At 39.1% G+C, this 15,728-nt stretch carries 14 protein-coding genes; 6 read left to right on the top strand and 8 right to left on the bottom strand.

Annotated features, from left to right (window positions below; genetic code table 11):
• Positions 1–72 precede the first annotated feature (72 nt).
• From mumR to MMO42_RS08190, 5 genes are all read right to left on the bottom strand, one after another.
• Positions 73–984, bottom strand: coding sequence for a LysR family transcriptional regulator MumR (mumR, locus tag MMO42_RS08210; RefSeq protein WP_241320021.1), 912 nt, complete (start codon positions 982–984; stop codon positions 73–75).
• Between the two features lie 108 nt (positions 985–1,092).
• On the bottom strand, positions 1,093–2,037 hold the full coding sequence (locus MMO42_RS08205) for a DUF4424 family protein (protein ID WP_241320020.1): 945 nt from the start codon (positions 2,035–2,037) through the stop codon (positions 1,093–1,095).
• Positions 2,038–2,241: 204 nt separating this feature from the next.
• A complete protein-coding gene (locus MMO42_RS08200) occupies positions 2,242–3,768 on the bottom strand; it encodes a TerC family protein (RefSeq protein ID WP_241320018.1) in 1,527 nt (508 codons plus the stop codon).
• A 414-nt stretch (positions 3,769–4,182) separates the two neighbouring features.
• Complete coding sequence (locus MMO42_RS08195) at positions 4,183–6,060, bottom strand: potassium transporter Kup (RefSeq protein WP_241320017.1); 1,878 nt, start codon at positions 6,058–6,060, stop codon at positions 4,183–4,185.
• Positions 6,061–6,079: 19 nt separating this feature from the next.
• Positions 6,080–6,307, bottom strand: coding sequence for a hypothetical protein (locus MMO42_RS08190; RefSeq protein WP_241320016.1), 228 nt, complete (start codon positions 6,305–6,307; stop codon positions 6,080–6,082).
• Positions 6,308–6,662: 355 nt separating this feature from the next.
• Here MMO42_RS08190 and MMO42_RS08185 point away from each other — a divergent pair, with 355 nt between their 5' ends.
• From MMO42_RS08185 to MMO42_RS08160, 6 genes are all read left to right on the top strand, one after another.
• A complete protein-coding gene (locus tag MMO42_RS08185) occupies positions 6,663–7,808 on the top strand; it encodes a heparan-alpha-glucosaminide N-acetyltransferase domain-containing protein (RefSeq protein ID WP_241320014.1) in 1,146 nt (381 codons plus the stop codon).
• A 485-nt stretch (positions 7,809–8,293) separates the two neighbouring features.
• The gene (gene mutS, locus MMO42_RS08180) at positions 8,294–10,939 is read left to right on the top strand and encodes a DNA mismatch repair protein MutS (protein WP_241320013.1); all 2,646 of its coding nucleotides are present in this window, start codon (positions 8,294–8,296) and stop codon (positions 10,937–10,939) included.
• Between the two features lie 133 nt (positions 10,940–11,072).
• Positions 11,073–11,249 (top strand): hypothetical protein, encoded by a 177-nt coding sequence (locus tag MMO42_RS08175; RefSeq protein WP_005183455.1) that lies wholly within the window; start codon positions 11,073–11,075, stop codon positions 11,247–11,249.
• A 159-nt stretch (positions 11,250–11,408) separates the two neighbouring features.
• Positions 11,409–11,738 carry a ferredoxin FdxA gene (gene fdxA, locus MMO42_RS08170; protein ID WP_005145598.1) on the top strand — a complete coding sequence of 110 codons (330 nt, stop codon included), beginning with the start codon at positions 11,409–11,411 and terminating at the stop codon, positions 11,736–11,738.
• A gap of 123 nt (positions 11,739–11,861) precedes the next feature.
• Positions 11,862–12,575, top strand: coding sequence for a D-Ala-D-Ala carboxypeptidase family metallohydrolase (locus MMO42_RS08165; protein ID WP_005145595.1), 714 nt, complete (start codon positions 11,862–11,864; stop codon positions 12,573–12,575).
• 134 nt (positions 12,576–12,709) lie between these two features.
• Complete coding sequence (locus MMO42_RS08160; RefSeq protein ID WP_241320012.1) at positions 12,710–13,378, top strand: O-methyltransferase; 669 nt, start codon at positions 12,710–12,712, stop codon at positions 13,376–13,378.
• A 119-nt stretch (positions 13,379–13,497) separates the two neighbouring features.
• Here MMO42_RS08160 and MMO42_RS08155 read toward each other — a convergent pair whose 3' ends face one another.
• The 3 genes from MMO42_RS08155 to MMO42_RS08145 all read right to left on the bottom strand — a co-directional run bounded on the left by MMO42_RS08155 (position 13,498) and on the right by MMO42_RS08145 (position 15,659).
• Positions 13,498–14,340 (bottom strand): universal stress protein, encoded by an 843-nt coding sequence (locus tag MMO42_RS08155; protein WP_241320010.1) that lies wholly within the window; start codon positions 14,338–14,340, stop codon positions 13,498–13,500.
• Positions 14,341–14,446: 106 nt separating this feature from the next.
• Entirely contained in the window at positions 14,447–15,061 is a 615-nt protein-coding gene (locus tag MMO42_RS08150) for an acyltransferase (RefSeq protein ID WP_241320008.1), read from the bottom strand.
• Positions 15,054–15,659, bottom strand: a complete 606-nt coding sequence (locus tag MMO42_RS08145; protein WP_241320007.1) for a YigZ family protein — start codon at positions 15,657–15,659, stop codon at positions 15,054–15,056. Before MMO42_RS08145 ends, MMO42_RS08150 begins: the two co-directional genes overlap by 8 nt.
• Between the last annotated feature and the right edge of the window lie 69 nt (positions 15,660–15,728).

The following is a 15,728-nucleotide window of genomic DNA, read 5'->3' as shown; positions in this document are numbered from 1 at the left end:
GCTGCTTTTATGGCTCATCCAATAAACACCCTTTTCTACAATAGAGAAATACCCTAAAAAGTAAGTAAGCCTCTATTTTTTGATTTGTTGATTCAGCCTTTGCATTGCACTTTCGGACACCATCACGGCTACATCAGTTAATTTTTCTTTTAAAGCCGAATCGTTGCCTTGAATATAGATCGAAGTAAAATGAAAAGTCTTTAACTGGATTGGGGTGTTTAATATCTCCAATCTGCCATCCGTGATTTCTTTTAAAGCGGTTAAGGTCGGCACCACGGCGATCCCCAAACCTTGCTCAGCCAAACGTAGCAGTGTGGCTAAGGAATAACTGGTTATGGAAAGCGGCTCATCTAGCCCCTGTTCCTTCATTTTTGCCTTGAGCTCTTTATAGGGATAGGTAATTTTGGGATAGGTTAAAATCGTATGTGACATCAAAGTTTTAAATGACATTTGCCCAACACCACCTTTGAATGAAGGCGAAGCCAAGAAGCTGAGTTCAAAATCACAGAGTGCCTGTTCAATACACTCAAAAGCCAGTGTTGGCCCCAGTAAAAAGGCCATATCTAGATCGCCTGTGCGGACTCCTTCCTGTAAGTTAGGTGTTAGATCGACCACAATTTCGACCGAAATTTTTGGAAATTCCTGTTGCACCTTTTCGATATATTCCACTAGCCATGTATAAACAATCGTTTCTGAAACACCTAAGCGAATTGTACCCGTCAAATGCTGATTGTCCGTTAATTCCGCGATGAGTTCAGTTTCCAAGCGCATTAACTTTTCGGCATATTTGAATAAAGTCATGCCCTTATGCGTCGGTTTGAGCTGACGAAAGCTTCGATCTAAGACCTTAAATCCTAAGTCATTTTCAAGAGCAGTGATTTTTTGCGATACCGCAGGCTGGGTGGTTTGTAATTTAGCCGCAGCCTTGTTAAAACTATTTAGCGTCACAACCCAATAAAATGCTTCCAGATTCTTTAAATTCACGTTCAATCCTGAGTTACACGTCCCTCTCAACGCATATAGTATGAAAGGGAAAAGCCTGATTAAGCTATCTATTTATTGAATTTTCTTGAGGCTTATTTTCAGAGTTGTTTATTTCACTCTTACAAAGATGATGTCTAGATCCTGTTTGGGCACAAAGTTGCGCTTGGTCATTTGAAATTGTGTTGGACTAATTTTTTCGACTTTGCCATTCCAACAAAATGAAACCAGCTCATTTTTATCACGCTCAATGGTCAACTTAAAGTTCTCAATCGGTTTAGCCCAATTAGCACCTGTGGTCAAAATATAGCTCAAGGCATTAAAAGGCGAATTTTCAGCTCTGGCTTTTTTTAAGCCCTGTTTAAATTGAGTATCCATACAAAAGTTCTGATTGTATTCATCAGGATATAACGCAACAGAGCCACCCACCAAAGGTCGGTATTGATGCTGAATTTTGGTTAGGCCATTGGCCTTAAAGGTTTGCTTCCAACTGTAAACGACTTGAGCTGACCAAGGAATCTCGTCATCTTGTTTAAAATCCGCCAAGATTTTCTGCATTTTGGGCTGCTTACATTGCCTTACTTTATTTACATAATAGGCAGAGTTATCATTGTTACGAACCCAAGGATTGAGCATTTCTGTTTCAGTAAAACCACATTGTTTAAATACATCTGTTGCATCAATCAGCGGAGACTTTTCATCTTTCTGGATAAAGGTGCGGACATGCATTTCGGGTTTTATATTTTTACCGTCGACGATGATCTTAAAACTGTTTAAAAGCTGTTCCGTATGGGCAAAATCTGCCTCAAAGAAGTTATCAATGCGGGGTAATGGAAATAAAATGGTTTCAGTGACATCTTTAGAACTTAAATTCTTATACAGATAATCAACCTTAATCAGTTTTTTGCTAATAAATAAGTCTTCGCTTTGCATCGCAATATGCGCATTTTTAAGATATGCCACCCCACCCGTGCCGACATAACCGGTTGAATCATTGGCTAGACTATAGCTCGGTATTTGAATCAAAAAAGAAAATGCCAAGAGGATATTCTTCATTTTTAAGCGTCCAATTTATGACTATGATTATCAGGATTTATCAGCAATCATAGCTGTTCAAGGGCCTTCGATGTTCACTTTTTTTATTTATTCCGCATTTAAAAAGGAGCAGCTTGTCGATTACAAACTACTCCTTTGGCTCAGCTTTTTACATTAAAGTTCAAAACTTTATCAAGTTATGAATCCTGCTTTGAGCAAGATGATTTACTTTAATCGAATCATGACGGTTTTAATGCGATTGCTCTCCATCTCGACCACTTCAAACTGTAAGTCTTGATAATCCAGCATTGAGCCAACCTGCACTAAACCATTACTCTTATCCAGAATAAGTCCAGACACCGTAATATAACCCGTCTCTTCATCGACTAAATCAACGCCCAGCTGTAACTCCAATTGGTACAGATCTAAAGTACCTGAAGCTTTCCAAGTATTTTCATCCACTTGAATCAATTCGAGCTGTTCATCTGCATCTGGGAATTCACCAGCAATCGCTTCAAAAACGTCTAAAGGCGAAATTACACCCTGTACATTTCCAAACTCATCATTGACTAACACCAATGAGCCTTTCGATGTACGCAGTGTATTGATCACATCAATCACTTTCATTTTTTCGAAAATAAAAATCGGGCGCTGTGCTTTGATCAAAGATTTTAATTGCGTTTCATCATCCAGTACATCCAAAATTTCCTTGGCACGAACGACACTTAGAACCTTATCTAAGCTCCCTCGACATACGGGAAATAAACTATGGGGTACAGATAAAACCTGCTCACGTATTTTCTCTGGCGTTTCATCAATGTTAATCCAAGAAATTTGACTGCGTGGTGTCATAATTGATGCCACAGATCGTTCTGCCAGCATTAATACGCCACCAATCATGTAACGTTCTTGATCATCAAAGGTATCTTGCGCTTCCAAATGTTGCAGCGGATTGGTCGCAGTGGTTTCTGTCTTACCCCCCATCAGTTTTAAAATCGTATCCGCAGTTCGATTACGTAACGGGATTTTCGACTCATGTTTGGATCTATTTCGCTGCGTGAATTGATTGAACGCTTCAATCACAATCGCGACACCAATACCCGAATAGATATAACCTTTAGGAATATGGAAACCAAAACCTTCCGCGATCAAACTAATACCAATTAACAGTAAGAAGCTTAAGCAGAGAATAATGACGGTTGGATGACGATTGACAAACTCAGTTAATGGTTTAGAAGCAAGCAGCATCACCAGCATGGCCACAACCATGGCCACCATCATGACGTAGATATTATCCACCATGCCAATGGCAGTAATCACCGAGTCTAATGAGAAGACTGCATCCAGCACCACGATTTGTGCTACGACTGCAGTAAAGCTTGCATACACAACATTGGTGGTAATTTTGACTTCAGCTTTTCCTTCCATCCGCTCATGCAATTCACTGACAGCTTTATACAGTAAAAATAAACCACCAAATAAAAGAATGAGATCACGACCAGAAAAAGACCAGTCAAAGATGAAAATAAGCGGCTTCGTTAATGTCACTAACCAAGAAATGGCGAACAACAAGCCCAAGCGCATAATCAATGCGAGAGATAAACCAATGACTCTGGCTTTATCACGTTGTGAAGGAGGAAGTTTGTCTGCCAAAATGGCAATAAAGACGAGATTATCAATTCCTAAAACAATCTCTAAAACGATCAGAGTAAGCAAACCTACCCAAATCCCTGGATCTAATAAAAATTCCATTATTTACTCCTTTTACAAAAACAAGGAGTTATGAAATTGTACCTTAATTTTTTACCCGACGAGGGATCCATGTATATAGACCTTTTTTACAATAGTTGCTCCGATTATGCCTAATCTTTCAGAATTGAGTTTAATTTTTTAAGAATCATATACAAGCTAAACAAAATAATAAAAATAAATTAAATATCAATATGATATATAGATTTTAAGTTTGTAATTTAATTAATTTTTGAATAATTTGTTACACATTAAACGCAGCCAAAAAACAATAATGGGTCTTTAACAAACCAGTTCAGGTCATTTATTAAAAAATAAAACAGTCTCGATATAGGACTTATTATCCAATGTTTCTACAACAAATATGAAGTGGAGGCTTTTACCACCACTTCAGATAAAACTTAGCATGTAATTTTTTTAAATTTCAATCTGACTACCCAACTCCACCACTCGATTGGTAGGAATTTGATAGAAATCACTGACAGGGCTGGTATTACGTTGCATTGAAATAAATAGATGCTCTCGCCAAGGCGCCATCCCATCCCCCACGCTATGCATGATACGTTCACGCGAGATAAAGAAACTAATCTGCATCAAATCATATTCAAACTCTAGCTTCTCATAAGCTTGAGCCAATGCTCGTGGTACATTCGGCTCGTCTTTAAAGCCATAGAAAATTTTGATCCGATAAAAATGATTATCTAAAGTTTCAACACCGATGCGTTCCTCTTGTGGAACGAAAGGAACATCTTCAATCACCACAGTCACCAGAATATTACGCTCATGTAGCACTTTATTATGCTTAATATTGTGCAACATAGCATGTGGGACCACATTCGGCGTACCTGTGAGGAATACTGCATCACCGGGTACTCGATGCACATTATCACCAATACTTCTTAAAAATAAATCGAGCGATAAGGTGTCATGTTCAAGCTTGGCAAAAGTAAGTTCACGACCTCGCTTCCAAGTCATTAGAATGATCATTGCAACAGCACCAATTAATAATGGCACCCAACCGCCTGCGAATATTTTTAAAGATGCGGCAGCAACTAAAACTGACTCGAGAATGAAGAATGGAATAATAAGGAGAAATACCTTTGGTAAGCTCCATTTCCAAGCATAGTAAATAAAGACAGCGACCAAAATCGTATCGCACAGCATGGTCAATGTCACAGCTAGACCATAAGCACTGGCAAGGTTTGAGCTGGTTTGAAAAATTAAAATCAGAATTAGAATCGCAATCAACAATAACCAGTTTAAAAAAGGCACATAAATCTGCCCTTCTTCGGAATCAGAAGTATGCTTAATCCCTAATCGTGGTAAATAACCCAATTGAATGGCTTGGCGTGCCAATGAGAACACCCCAGAAATAACCGCTTGTGAAGCAATCACCGCCGCCATCGTCGCCAAGATAATCATCGGGTATAACGCCCAACTTGGCACCAATAAATAGAATGGGTTTTCAATCGCTGTCGGGTTACGCAGTAATAATGCACCTTGGCCTGCATAGTTTAAAACCAAGCAAGGCAACACGACACTGAACCATCCAAAACGAATTGGACGTGGACCAAAGTGTCCCATATCCGCATAGAGTGCTTCTCCACCAGTGACCGTTAATACCACTGCGCCCATAATAAAGAAAGACTGTACAGGATGAGTCAAAATAAACTGTATTGCCCAATGTGGACTGACCATGCCTAGGACAACAGGAGTCTGTATTACACTGGCAATACCTAAAATTCCAAGTGACAAAAACCAAACTAAGGTGATGGGTCCAAAGAACTTACCCACAAAGGCTGTACCATGTTTTTGCATGATGAATAGCGTGGTTACGATCACAATCGCGATCGGCACAATAAAGGGGTCAAGTACATTGGTCGCAATGGATAAGCCTTCAACCGCAGAAAGAACGGAGATTGCTGGAGTGATGATCCCATCTCCAAAAAATAAAGATGCCCCGATAAAACCAATCGCGATGAGATAGATCTTTTTTGTATCTGATAATTTCGCTTTACGTAGGTTCAATGCTAATAATGCCATGATCCCGCCTTCGCCATTATTATCAGCACGCATAACGATAGCGATGTATTTAATACTTATAATCAGCATTAAACACCAAAAAATAATAGACAAAATACCTAAGACATTCCCAGGTTGAATGCCTAAACCATGGGCGGCATGGAAGGATTCTTTTAATGCATATAGAGGGCTTGTTCCAATATCTCCAAACACTACCCCGAGGGCTGCCAAAGCTGTGGCAGGCAATGCTGCTTTTTTTGTAGTACTCTGCATATTTAGTTTTCTTTAGCGTTTATAGGACAAAACTTTTTTCATTCGCTTGTTTAAGCATATGCTCTATTTCTTGTGAAGAATACCCTCTCTCCTTAAGAATCTGCACAATAATCTGCTGTATTTCTTTTGGTGCATCTACGTACTTTTCAGCCAGCATTTCTACGCTATAACCATTCAATATGTCTTTTTTATTAAGCAGCATGTTATGAAAATGATTACTTTGATCAGACGTATTAAAGAAACCCATTAACCTACCCACAAGAACGATTGCATAGTGTATTTTAATAAACTTAAAAAATTGGCCGCGTAAAATTTGCGTAAATTTTTATGCTAGTGAACCTAACCATAGGGTTTAACATTCTTATTTTTATTGCTAGGTCTTACTCAACGTTAAACAAAAAATTCAAAGTCCAAGTTAGCAGCTATAAGCACTTTGGAATCTCGTAAACATGAGTCTATGACTTTTGCTATAACTCATCCATATAAAACGCCTCAACTATATCGACCTCCTCTTCTCCCTCGTAACTAATTATTGTTTGTTAAACTATCTCAAACCATAAATATGATACATTATAACATATCATTAATTTCTTACTTAATTTATGTCTATATCTTCTCAACGCTTACAAGCAATTGATGCTCTTAGAGGTTTGGTGATCTTAATCATGATGGTCGATCATGTAAGAGAAACTTTTTACCTTCACCACCAAGTTCCTGATCCAATGCTTGTCCCAGGTACTGAAGAATCTCTTTTCTTAAGTCGAATATTGGCACACTTATGTGCACCTGTTTTTCTACTTTTAACGGGGCTATCCGCTTATCTTTATCAAGCAAAGAATAATCTAGCGATGACAAGAGAGTTTCTTTTAAAGCGGGGATTATTCTTAATTTTCCTCGAGCTAATTGTCATTAATTTTGCATGGACTGGAACCTTCCCACCTGACGTTGTTTATTTACAAGTCATCTGGGCAATTGGTATTAGCATGCTTGCCCTAGCAGCTCTCATCGGGTTACCAAAAAAATTGCTTTGGTTCATTAGCTTGCTGATCATTTTTGGGCACAACTTACTCGATCATCTTTCATTTGAAAATGTTCCAATTCTGCATAACTTGTGGTTAATTCTCCATGAAAGAGGCTGGATTGTATTTGGAGATGTCATTCGTTTTAGGACTTCTTATCCTGTTTTGCCCTGGATCGGTATCATTACATTAGGATACTGCATTGGTACTACAGTATTTCATCAATCCAAAACAATGCGTCAGAAGAACCAGATCTTACTCAGCTTTGGGCTAGCGAGTATCGCAACCTTTGCTTTTTTACGGTATTTGAATTTTTATGGCGATCAAGCTTGGATTGTGATGCCTTCATTTACCGAAACAGCAATGAGTTTTATGAATCTTACTAAATACCCACCCTCACTTCTATTCACGCTTTTCAATGTAGGTGTTGGACTGATTCTATTAGTTCTGTTGCAAAAAGTTGAAAGTAAGCATTGGGTTAAACCTTTAATTGTATTTGGTTCTGTGCCGATGTTTTTTTATATCGTCCACTTATATGTGTTGAAAGTTTTATACCTTATAGCTGTCAATATTTTTGGTAAAAATTACGGCGAATATTACGGTGTTGAAAGCGTTTCAACGCTTTGGGCGATTGCTATCGTCCTCAGTGTATTACTGTATCCTGTTATTGTTAAATTTTCTGAGTTTAAACATAGAAATAAACATATCACTCTGCTGAAGTATTTCTAATATTCGCTCTTTTAAAAATATGTGATTGGAAGTGGTTAGATCAACTAAGCACCTCCAATCTTCTAGAATATTAAAAAATAAAATGCAACTTTTTACATTAATGAATATGTCCTGTTTGGAACTCCTCTACCTCAAGAGCTTCATATTCATGTGTTACATCACTGGCTATCCATAGCCATTTTTCATCCGCTAAAACTTTTCTATTATAAAAGCTAACTGAGCAACTTTCTTTTTGTTGCTTATTTCTTCACACGTCATGGATTCCTTTTTGTGAATCTTACTCAATTTGTTAAGATGATCATACTGAGTAAATCATTCAATTTCTCATACACTGTTGACTCAATTTTGACAGAAAAGAAACTCACAGAAAGGTATACTTCTTTCTTCATTCAAGTCGAAGTTATGCATTGGCTGTTCGCGTTAGTGAGGCAGCTGAACTTTAGAATTAAACTTATTTATTATTTAAATTTAAGGATTTAACATACATGAATAGCGCTGAAATCATGGCTGATCTTTCATCTCATACGCCGATGATGCAGCAATATCTCAAAGTCAAAACAGACTATCAACATGCATTACTGTTCTATCGTATGGGCGATTTTTATGAACTTTTCTTTGAAGATGCTCACTTAGCAGCCAAACTTTTAGGTATTACCCTCACGCATCGTGGCAAAGCCAGCGGCCAACCAATTCCAATGGCTGGTGTACCTTATCACGCAGCTGAAGGATATCTCGCGCGTTTAGTCAAAGCTGGACGTACTGTTGCGATCTGTGAGCAAGTGGGTGAAGTCACAGGCAAAGGCCCCGTTGAGCGTAAAGTTGTCCGTATCCTAACGCCAGGAACATTAACCGATGATGCGCTACTCGGCAGCTATCAATCATCAAATCTGGTTGCATTGTGCATTCAACAAAATCAAATTGGTTTTGCTTTACTCGACTTGAGTGCAGGTATTTTTAAAGTTCAACAACAAGACTATAAACCAGAACAACTTGCTATTGAGTTGGCACGTTTAATGCCAAGCGAAATCCTGATTGACGAAGATCTTATCGATAAGAATATTATTGAACAAATTAAGAAAAATTTAGATTGTCCAATTACCAAGCGTCCAAATGTTGATTTTAATTTAAACAATGCGCAAAAAACTTTATGCGATCAATTTGCTGTATCAACCTTATCAGGATTTGGATTAGACCCTGTCCCGCTCGCCAAAGCAGCGGCGGCAGCGTTGATTCACTATGCCAAAGAAACCCAAAAAACAGCATTACCCCATATTCGTTCCATTCAGATTGAACAAAGTACCGATTTTATTGCACTGGATCCAATCACACGTCGCAATTTAGAGATTATTGAACCCTTGTTTGATCATGGCACCTCATTATTCCAATTGATTAATGATTGCCAAACAGCAATGGGCGGACGCTTACTGAGCCGTACCTTAATGCAGCCAATTCGTGATACTGCTGTTTTAGATGCGCGTCTCGATGCAACTGAGCAATTATTAAAAGGCTATCATGAGTCACCATTACGCCTAGTGCTCAAAGAAATTGGTGATATTGAACGTGTGCTGAGTCGGGTTGCTTTAGGCAGTGCGCGGCCACGTGATTTGGTCCAACTGCGTCAAGCCTGCGCACAGATTCCATTCTTGCGTCATGCACTTGAGCCTGTTTTAAAAACACAGCAATCCAAGCTGTTAACCCAATTAGATGAAGAACTGGGTGACTTTAAAAGCCTGCACCAGCATTTGATGGCAGCAATTGTTGAGAGTCCACCTGTATTATTACGTGATGGCAATGTAATTGCAGAAGGTTATGATGATGAACTGGATGAGCTACGGAAAATCCGTGATCATGCAGGACAGTTCTTAATAGATTTAGAAATAAAAGAGCGTGAACGTACTGGTATCAATACCCTGAAAATCGGCTATAACCGTGTCAGTGGTTATTATATCGAACTCACTCGTGCGCAGGCAGAACAAGCACCGGCCGACTATATTCGTCGTCAAACCCTCAAAAATGCTGAGCGATATATCACGCCAGAACTCAAAGGTTTTGAAGATAAAGTTCTTTCCAGTGAATCCCGTGCCCTCGCCCGTGAAAAGCTGCTGTTTGAATCGTTGTTAGATGAATTACGTCAAAACATCGCACATTTGCAAATGATGAGTGCTGCGATTGCATATATTGATGTGCTCGCCAACTTCGCACATCAAGCTCGTCTGAACAATTGGGCTAGACCTGAGTATACCCCTGAAACCAGTATCAAAATTCAGGCAGGTCGCCACCCTGTGGTTGAAGCTTTAAACAAAGCTCCATTTACACCGAATGATACCTTTTTAGATACTCAGCATCGTATGGCGATCATCACAGGGCCAAACATGGGTGGTAAATCGACCTTTATGCGTCAAACCGCGTTGATTAGCCTACTTGCCTATTGCGGGAGTTTCGTACCTGCTAAATCGGCAAAACTGGGTTCGATTGACCGTATCTTTACGCGAATCGGTTCTGCCGATGATTTATCGACTGGTAAATCAACCTTTATGGTCGAGATGACTGAAACTTCACAAATTTTACATCATGCGACCAGTCAGTCTTTGGTGTTGATGGATGAAGTTGGTCGTGGCACCAGTACTTATGATGGTCTTTCTTTGGCTTGGGCTTGTGTGGTTGATTTAACCAAACGCGTAAAATGTCTGTGTCTATTTGCAACACATTATTTTGAATTGACAGAACTGGGTAGCGAAGCAGGTATTGATAACTGTCATGTCACCGCGCAAGAACTGAATGGCAATCTAATTTTGCTACATAAAGTTCAACATGGTCCCGCGAGTCAAAGTCATGGCTTACAAGTGGCGAAGTTAGCAGGTATTCCAGCCAATGTGATTAAAGAAGCGCAAAAACGTCTGAAGATTCTGGAAAAGCAACAGCATCAACATTTGCAAAGTAGCGTGCAAAATGATTTGTTTAGTGCTGTTGAGCATGAGATCGAAACACAAGTGATTGAGGTTGAAGCAAAATCTCCAGCATTAGAGTTGTTACAAAATATTGATGTAGATGACCTGACACCACGTCAAGCCCTAGAGCAACTCTATCAATTAAAGGCTTTATTCAAGACAAGTCAAACGCTTGAAAGCTGATATCCTTCAATAAGCTCTATCATTCGTGATAGAGCTTATTTACATAGCCAGTCTTAAAATGAACAATTACTCACCAACTGCCCCCACCGAGCATGCTAATCCTGTATTAAAACCATATATAGAGGAAATAATCATGTCACGTGGCGATAAATCTGCTTATACAGCAAAACAGAAAAGACAAGCAAAACATATTGAGGAAAGTGAATTAGAGCAAGGTCACTCTCAAGAAGAAGCCGAACGGATTGCTTGGGCAACGGTCAATAAGCAAGATGGTGGCGGGTTAAAAAAGCGACACAAATCGAGTCATTAAGTCTGTTTTTGAGAGTTATTATCAACAAAAGTCATATAAATAAGTCCATTTCATTGATACGAATAATAAATATCAATAAAAGGAATTGTTTATGTCGGTCTTTTTTGCCTAAAATACACCATTGAAAATGAAAACCATATTTTTTAGGTAGCTGCCGCCATGACCTTCGTTGTCACTGAAAATTGTATTAAATGTAAATATCAAGATTGTGTTGAAGTTTGTCCTGTTGACTGCTTCTACGAAGGTCCTAACTTCCTTGTGATCAATCCAGATGAATGTATTGATTGTGCGCTGTGTGAGCCTGAATGTCCTGCAAATGCAATCTTCTCTGAAGATGAGTTACCAGAAGGCCAAGAAGTCTTTATTGAGCTCAATGCTGAATTGTCAGAAAAATGGGCAGGCAATAACATCACGCAAATTGGTGAACAACCGGCTGACCGTGAAGATTGGAATGGCAAACCAGACAAACTACAATATTTAGAAAAATAAGTGAAAAGGCCAGTAATACTGGCCTTTTTTATACCTGAATCACACATTTCTTTGCAATTACATCATTATTCATGCGTTCTTTTGCATTAAAATAGTACGCCTACAGATTTGAACTGCCTTTTTATGATGCGAAATAAATTACAGGGTCTATTATCATTATTTATCATCCCTGTGATGATGGTGGGTTGTACCAGCTCCACAACAAAAGTAAATCAAAACCAAGGTAAAAGAATTTATATCCCACAAGAACAAGTCACTTTTACGCGCCCGATTCCCAATAAAGTCGAACCAGCCTCTTACCGCCAATGGCTCAATCAAGGCGATAACTACGCACGTGTCCGTGAATACGAGCAATTCCTAAACCGTAATAATGTTGCCCATATTGTTCCAAGTTTTGAGTTACTCCGTACTGCACGAGACTGGCAAAAATGTGGTCGTTCAGAATATATGGTGCCGAACCGTGAGTTATGGGGCAATGCCCTTCCAACCTTACGTGCCTTTAAATATTTGGTCGCAGCAAAAGTCTTAACGGATTTTGAAGTCACTTCTGTCTATCGTGATTTGCCATTGAACCAGTGTGCTGGCGGTGCAGGTTCTTCAAAACATTTATTCAACTCAGCAATCGATTTCCGTATTGGGCCAGAATACCCACAGCCACAAGATTATGCTTTTATTGAGCAAACTAAATTCAAGCTCTGCCAATTCTGGGCTCAGCATGGTCAAAGTCTAGACTTAGGCATTGGCTTATATAGTTCAGGTCAAATCCATATTGATACCCAAGGTTATCGTACTTGGGGGCCAGACCTTACTCGAAACAGCTCAATGTGTAATTTCTAAATCAGATATCACAATAAAAAGAGATCTAAATGATCTCTTTTTTGTTTCATGATGATGTTTCATGTGCCAATCAAATTGCACTCTGAGTATAAATGTTTAAAATGCAGCTAACAGATTCATAGGTAAACTTGATTATGCAACAGATGTGGACCGAGATTGATGACTATATCAATTCACATTTAATTCCCACAGACCCAAGACTTCAACATGCATTAGACAATACTGATACTCAGGGCTTTTCTAATCATTTGGCTGTTGCACCAAATCAAGGCATGTTTTTGCAAATGTTGATTCAGATGAATCAATGCAAACGTGTATTGGAACTCGGTACTTTTGGAGCTTACAGTACCATTTGGCTGGCCAAGGCCCTTCCTGAAGATGGTTATCTACTCACCGTTGAAGGCCGTGATACTCATGTCATCATTGCACAGGAAAATATTGATTTTGCAAATATGCCAACCACAATCGAGCTCAAAAAAGGTCGTGGTGCAGATATCATGAACCAGTTGATCGCAGAAGGCAGTGAGCCCTTTGATTTGATTTTCATTGATGCGGATAAACAAAGTTACCGTGAGTATTTTGAATTAAGCTTAAAACTTGCTCATTCAGGGACCATTATCGTACTAGATAATGTGATTCGTGCAGGAGATATTTTGGATAAAAATAACAAGAAACCAAGTATTGAAGGGATTCGTGAAGCATTCACGGCGTTAAAAGATCATCCTCAACTACTTTCTTGCACAGCTTTGCAAACCGTAGGCTCAAAAGGTCATGATGGTTTTGCCATTGCGATCGTAAAATAGAGATTAAAAAACAACCTATTTAATTTAGTTGTGCAATATCAACAAATTATATTTATCTCCAGTGCTTTTCCATACAGTTATCCACAGGAATTGCGGATAACTATATGGAATAAAATGAATCACTTAGCAACTAATAGTGGAACATTGGCATTCCGGAAAATAGTTGTAGTGATACTACCCAAGAAGAATTGATGAATTTTACTGTGGCTAAATGCACCCAATACAATCAATTGAATATCATGTTCTCTTTGATATTCAAGGATATTTTGGGCCACATCACCATAACGATACACTGAAACGACTTCTAATCCGGCATCCGTCAAATACTTTTCAGGCTCAGTCAGCATCTCAGGATGATCACCGACATACAGTAAGTGACATTGCAGTTTTTTCAACAGATCACTTTGCGCGATACGTTGCAGCATTTTCTGGCAGGTTGGTGAATATTCATACGCAAAGATAAAGCGTTTCGGTGGCTGGAAATGTTCCCCGACGGTAATCACCGTACAATTTGCACCACGAATAAAGTTTTCAACATTACTTCCAATCGGCTTGTTCTTCTCGGCAGCACGTTCACCTACCCGTCCCATGATGACAACGTCATTTTCATTGAGGATATTAAAACTTTGTTCAAGGAAATCACCTTTTTCCTGAATCTTAGTACTGGTCAAGCCGTATTGTTTTTCGATCAGTTCGGAAATGTGTTTAAGTAAATTATTACTATAATCGAGTGCCAACTCACTTTGTTTTTGTTCCAACTCCGCAAGTTCTTTGAGTAGCATGGCATTACTTTCAAAGCCAATCACGCCACTGATTTCACCTAAATGGTAGCTAGCTGGGTAATAGTCCAAGATTTGCAACAGTACCAACTCTCTTTGCGTTTGTTTCGCAACCCACACTGCAGCTTCTGCAACAGCATCAATACAGGGTGAAGAATCAATACATGCAATTACACGGTTCATTTTCGCCTCTCTCTAGGTATATACCTTAGGTCTTCTACTTGTTTTTAACTTAACATAGATGAAAGCATGGTAGGTTAAATTTATGTATCGAATCTCATACGCTTTTTTATTCAGTTCGATAACGAATTAATTTTGCAGGATTCCCTGCAACAATCGCATAATCCTCAACATTCTTGGTCACCATACTGTTCATACCCACCACGGCATGATCGCCAATCTTGATTCCATCCTTAATACCCACATGTGCCCCAAGCCAAACATCACGGCCAATCTCAATGCCTTTGGAAGTCACGGCTTGTTGATAGATTGGACGATCCATTTCCATCCCATGATCAAACGCATACAAATGGCTATAGGCTGCTATCCGAACCTGATCATGTAACTTAATCCCTGTACGTCCCCCATCTAAAATGCAATGATGATTAATCGCCACTTCATTGCCAATCTCTAAAGGACCATGCAAGGTACAATCTGCGGCGATAAAAGTATTTTCTCCAATACTGATTTTGCGACCACGCTCTGCAAAAATATGAGCCAAAGGTGAAATAAAGCAGTTCTGACCAATTTCGACAGTTTCCATTTCCATCAAATAAGCCTGATATTCCGTCTGCCATGCTTCAGCCCATTCCCGATGTTTCGGTTTCAAAGACCAATACAGCCAAGGCATATAGTTCAAGCGTTGCTTATGTTGCTCTCGGTATTTTAATAAAGGATCACTCATTTTTATCTTGCTCTTCATCAACCAAGCGCAATTGCTCACGGCCTCTCGTGACATCTTGAAGTTTGAGTTTTAACGGCTCAATCTGATGGACTTGAACACGTGCATCAACAACAACACCTGTTTCAGTATAATTTTCTTGGTACTCAATCTGTTGTTGCATTAATTCATATTGAATAATGGCCCATTCATTAAACCAACAGCTGAAGCGGATTTGTTTTTTTTCAATCAGCTCAATTTTCTCAGCGAGAAGCAAACATTGTCCTGCACATCCGCCATACGCACGTACTAAACCCCCAGTACCCAATTTAATACCGCCATACCAACGATTCACCAGCACAATGATATTGGTCAGATCATTGCCTTCGATGGTAGCGAGTATGGGGCGTCCTGCTGTTCCCGAAGGTTCACCATCATCATTAAAACGAACATGATGACCTATCTTCCATGCCCAACATTGATGGGTCGTGGATAAATCTTTGCTTTCTTCTAAAAAGGTCTTCACTTGCTGTTCATTTTCAACAACTGCCGCAATCGCTTGGAAACGACTTTTCTTAATGTCTTCTTCAAAAGTGACTGAACTGGCAATGGTGAATGGCATAAAACATAAATATAAAATTTAAAACAAGATTATAGCTTTTTACCACCTAAATAAAAAACCTCACATTGT

Source organism: Acinetobacter sp. ANC 3882 (assembly GCF_022549545.1).
GTDB lineage: Bacteria > Pseudomonadota > Gammaproteobacteria > Pseudomonadales > Moraxellaceae > Acinetobacter.
Note: the sequence above shows the minus strand (reverse complement) of the source record. Positions and strands in the feature narration are given on the sequence as shown.

What these genes read in the sequence shown, in the direction of transcription:
- MMO42_RS08195 (WP_241320017.1), bottom strand. Translation starts at nt 6,060, where the DNA reads ATGCAGAGTACTACAAAAAAAGCAGCATTGCCTGCCACAGCTTTGGCA.
- MMO42_RS08155 (WP_241320010.1), bottom strand. Translation starts at nt 14,340, where the DNA reads ATGAACCGTGTAATTGCATGTATTGATTCTTCACCCTGTATTGATGCT.
- MMO42_RS08175 (WP_005183455.1), top strand. Translation starts at nt 11,073, where the DNA reads ATGTCACGTGGCGATAAATCTGCTTATACAGCAAAACAGAAAAGACAA.
- MMO42_RS08160 (WP_241320012.1), top strand. Translation starts at nt 12,710, where the DNA reads ATGCAACAGATGTGGACCGAGATTGATGACTATATCAATTCACATTTA.
- MMO42_RS08165 (WP_005145595.1), top strand. Translation starts at nt 11,862, where the DNA reads ATGATGCGAAATAAATTACAGGGTCTATTATCATTATTTATCATCCCT.
- MMO42_RS08190 (WP_241320016.1), bottom strand. Translation starts at nt 6,307, where the DNA reads ATGGGTTTCTTTAATACGTCTGATCAAAGTAATCATTTTCATAACATG.
- MMO42_RS08205 (WP_241320020.1), bottom strand. Translation starts at nt 2,037, where the DNA reads ATGAAGAATATCCTCTTGGCATTTTCTTTTTTGATTCAAATACCGAGC.
- MMO42_RS08150 (WP_241320008.1), bottom strand. Translation starts at nt 15,061, where the DNA reads ATGAGTGATCCTTTATTAAAATACCGAGAGCAACATAAGCAACGCTTG.
- MMO42_RS08200 (WP_241320018.1), bottom strand. Translation starts at nt 3,768, where the DNA reads ATGGAATTTTTATTAGATCCAGGGATTTGGGTAGGTTTGCTTACTCTG.
- MMO42_RS08185 (WP_241320014.1), top strand. Translation starts at nt 6,663, where the DNA reads ATGTCTATATCTTCTCAACGCTTACAAGCAATTGATGCTCTTAGAGGT.
- fdxA (WP_005145598.1), top strand. Translation starts at nt 11,409, where the DNA reads ATGACCTTCGTTGTCACTGAAAATTGTATTAAATGTAAATATCAAGAT.
- mutS (WP_241320013.1), top strand. Translation starts at nt 8,294, where the DNA reads ATGAATAGCGCTGAAATCATGGCTGATCTTTCATCTCATACGCCGATG.
- MMO42_RS08145 (WP_241320007.1), bottom strand. Translation starts at nt 15,659, where the DNA reads ATGCCATTCACCATTGCCAGTTCAGTCACTTTTGAAGAAGACATTAAG.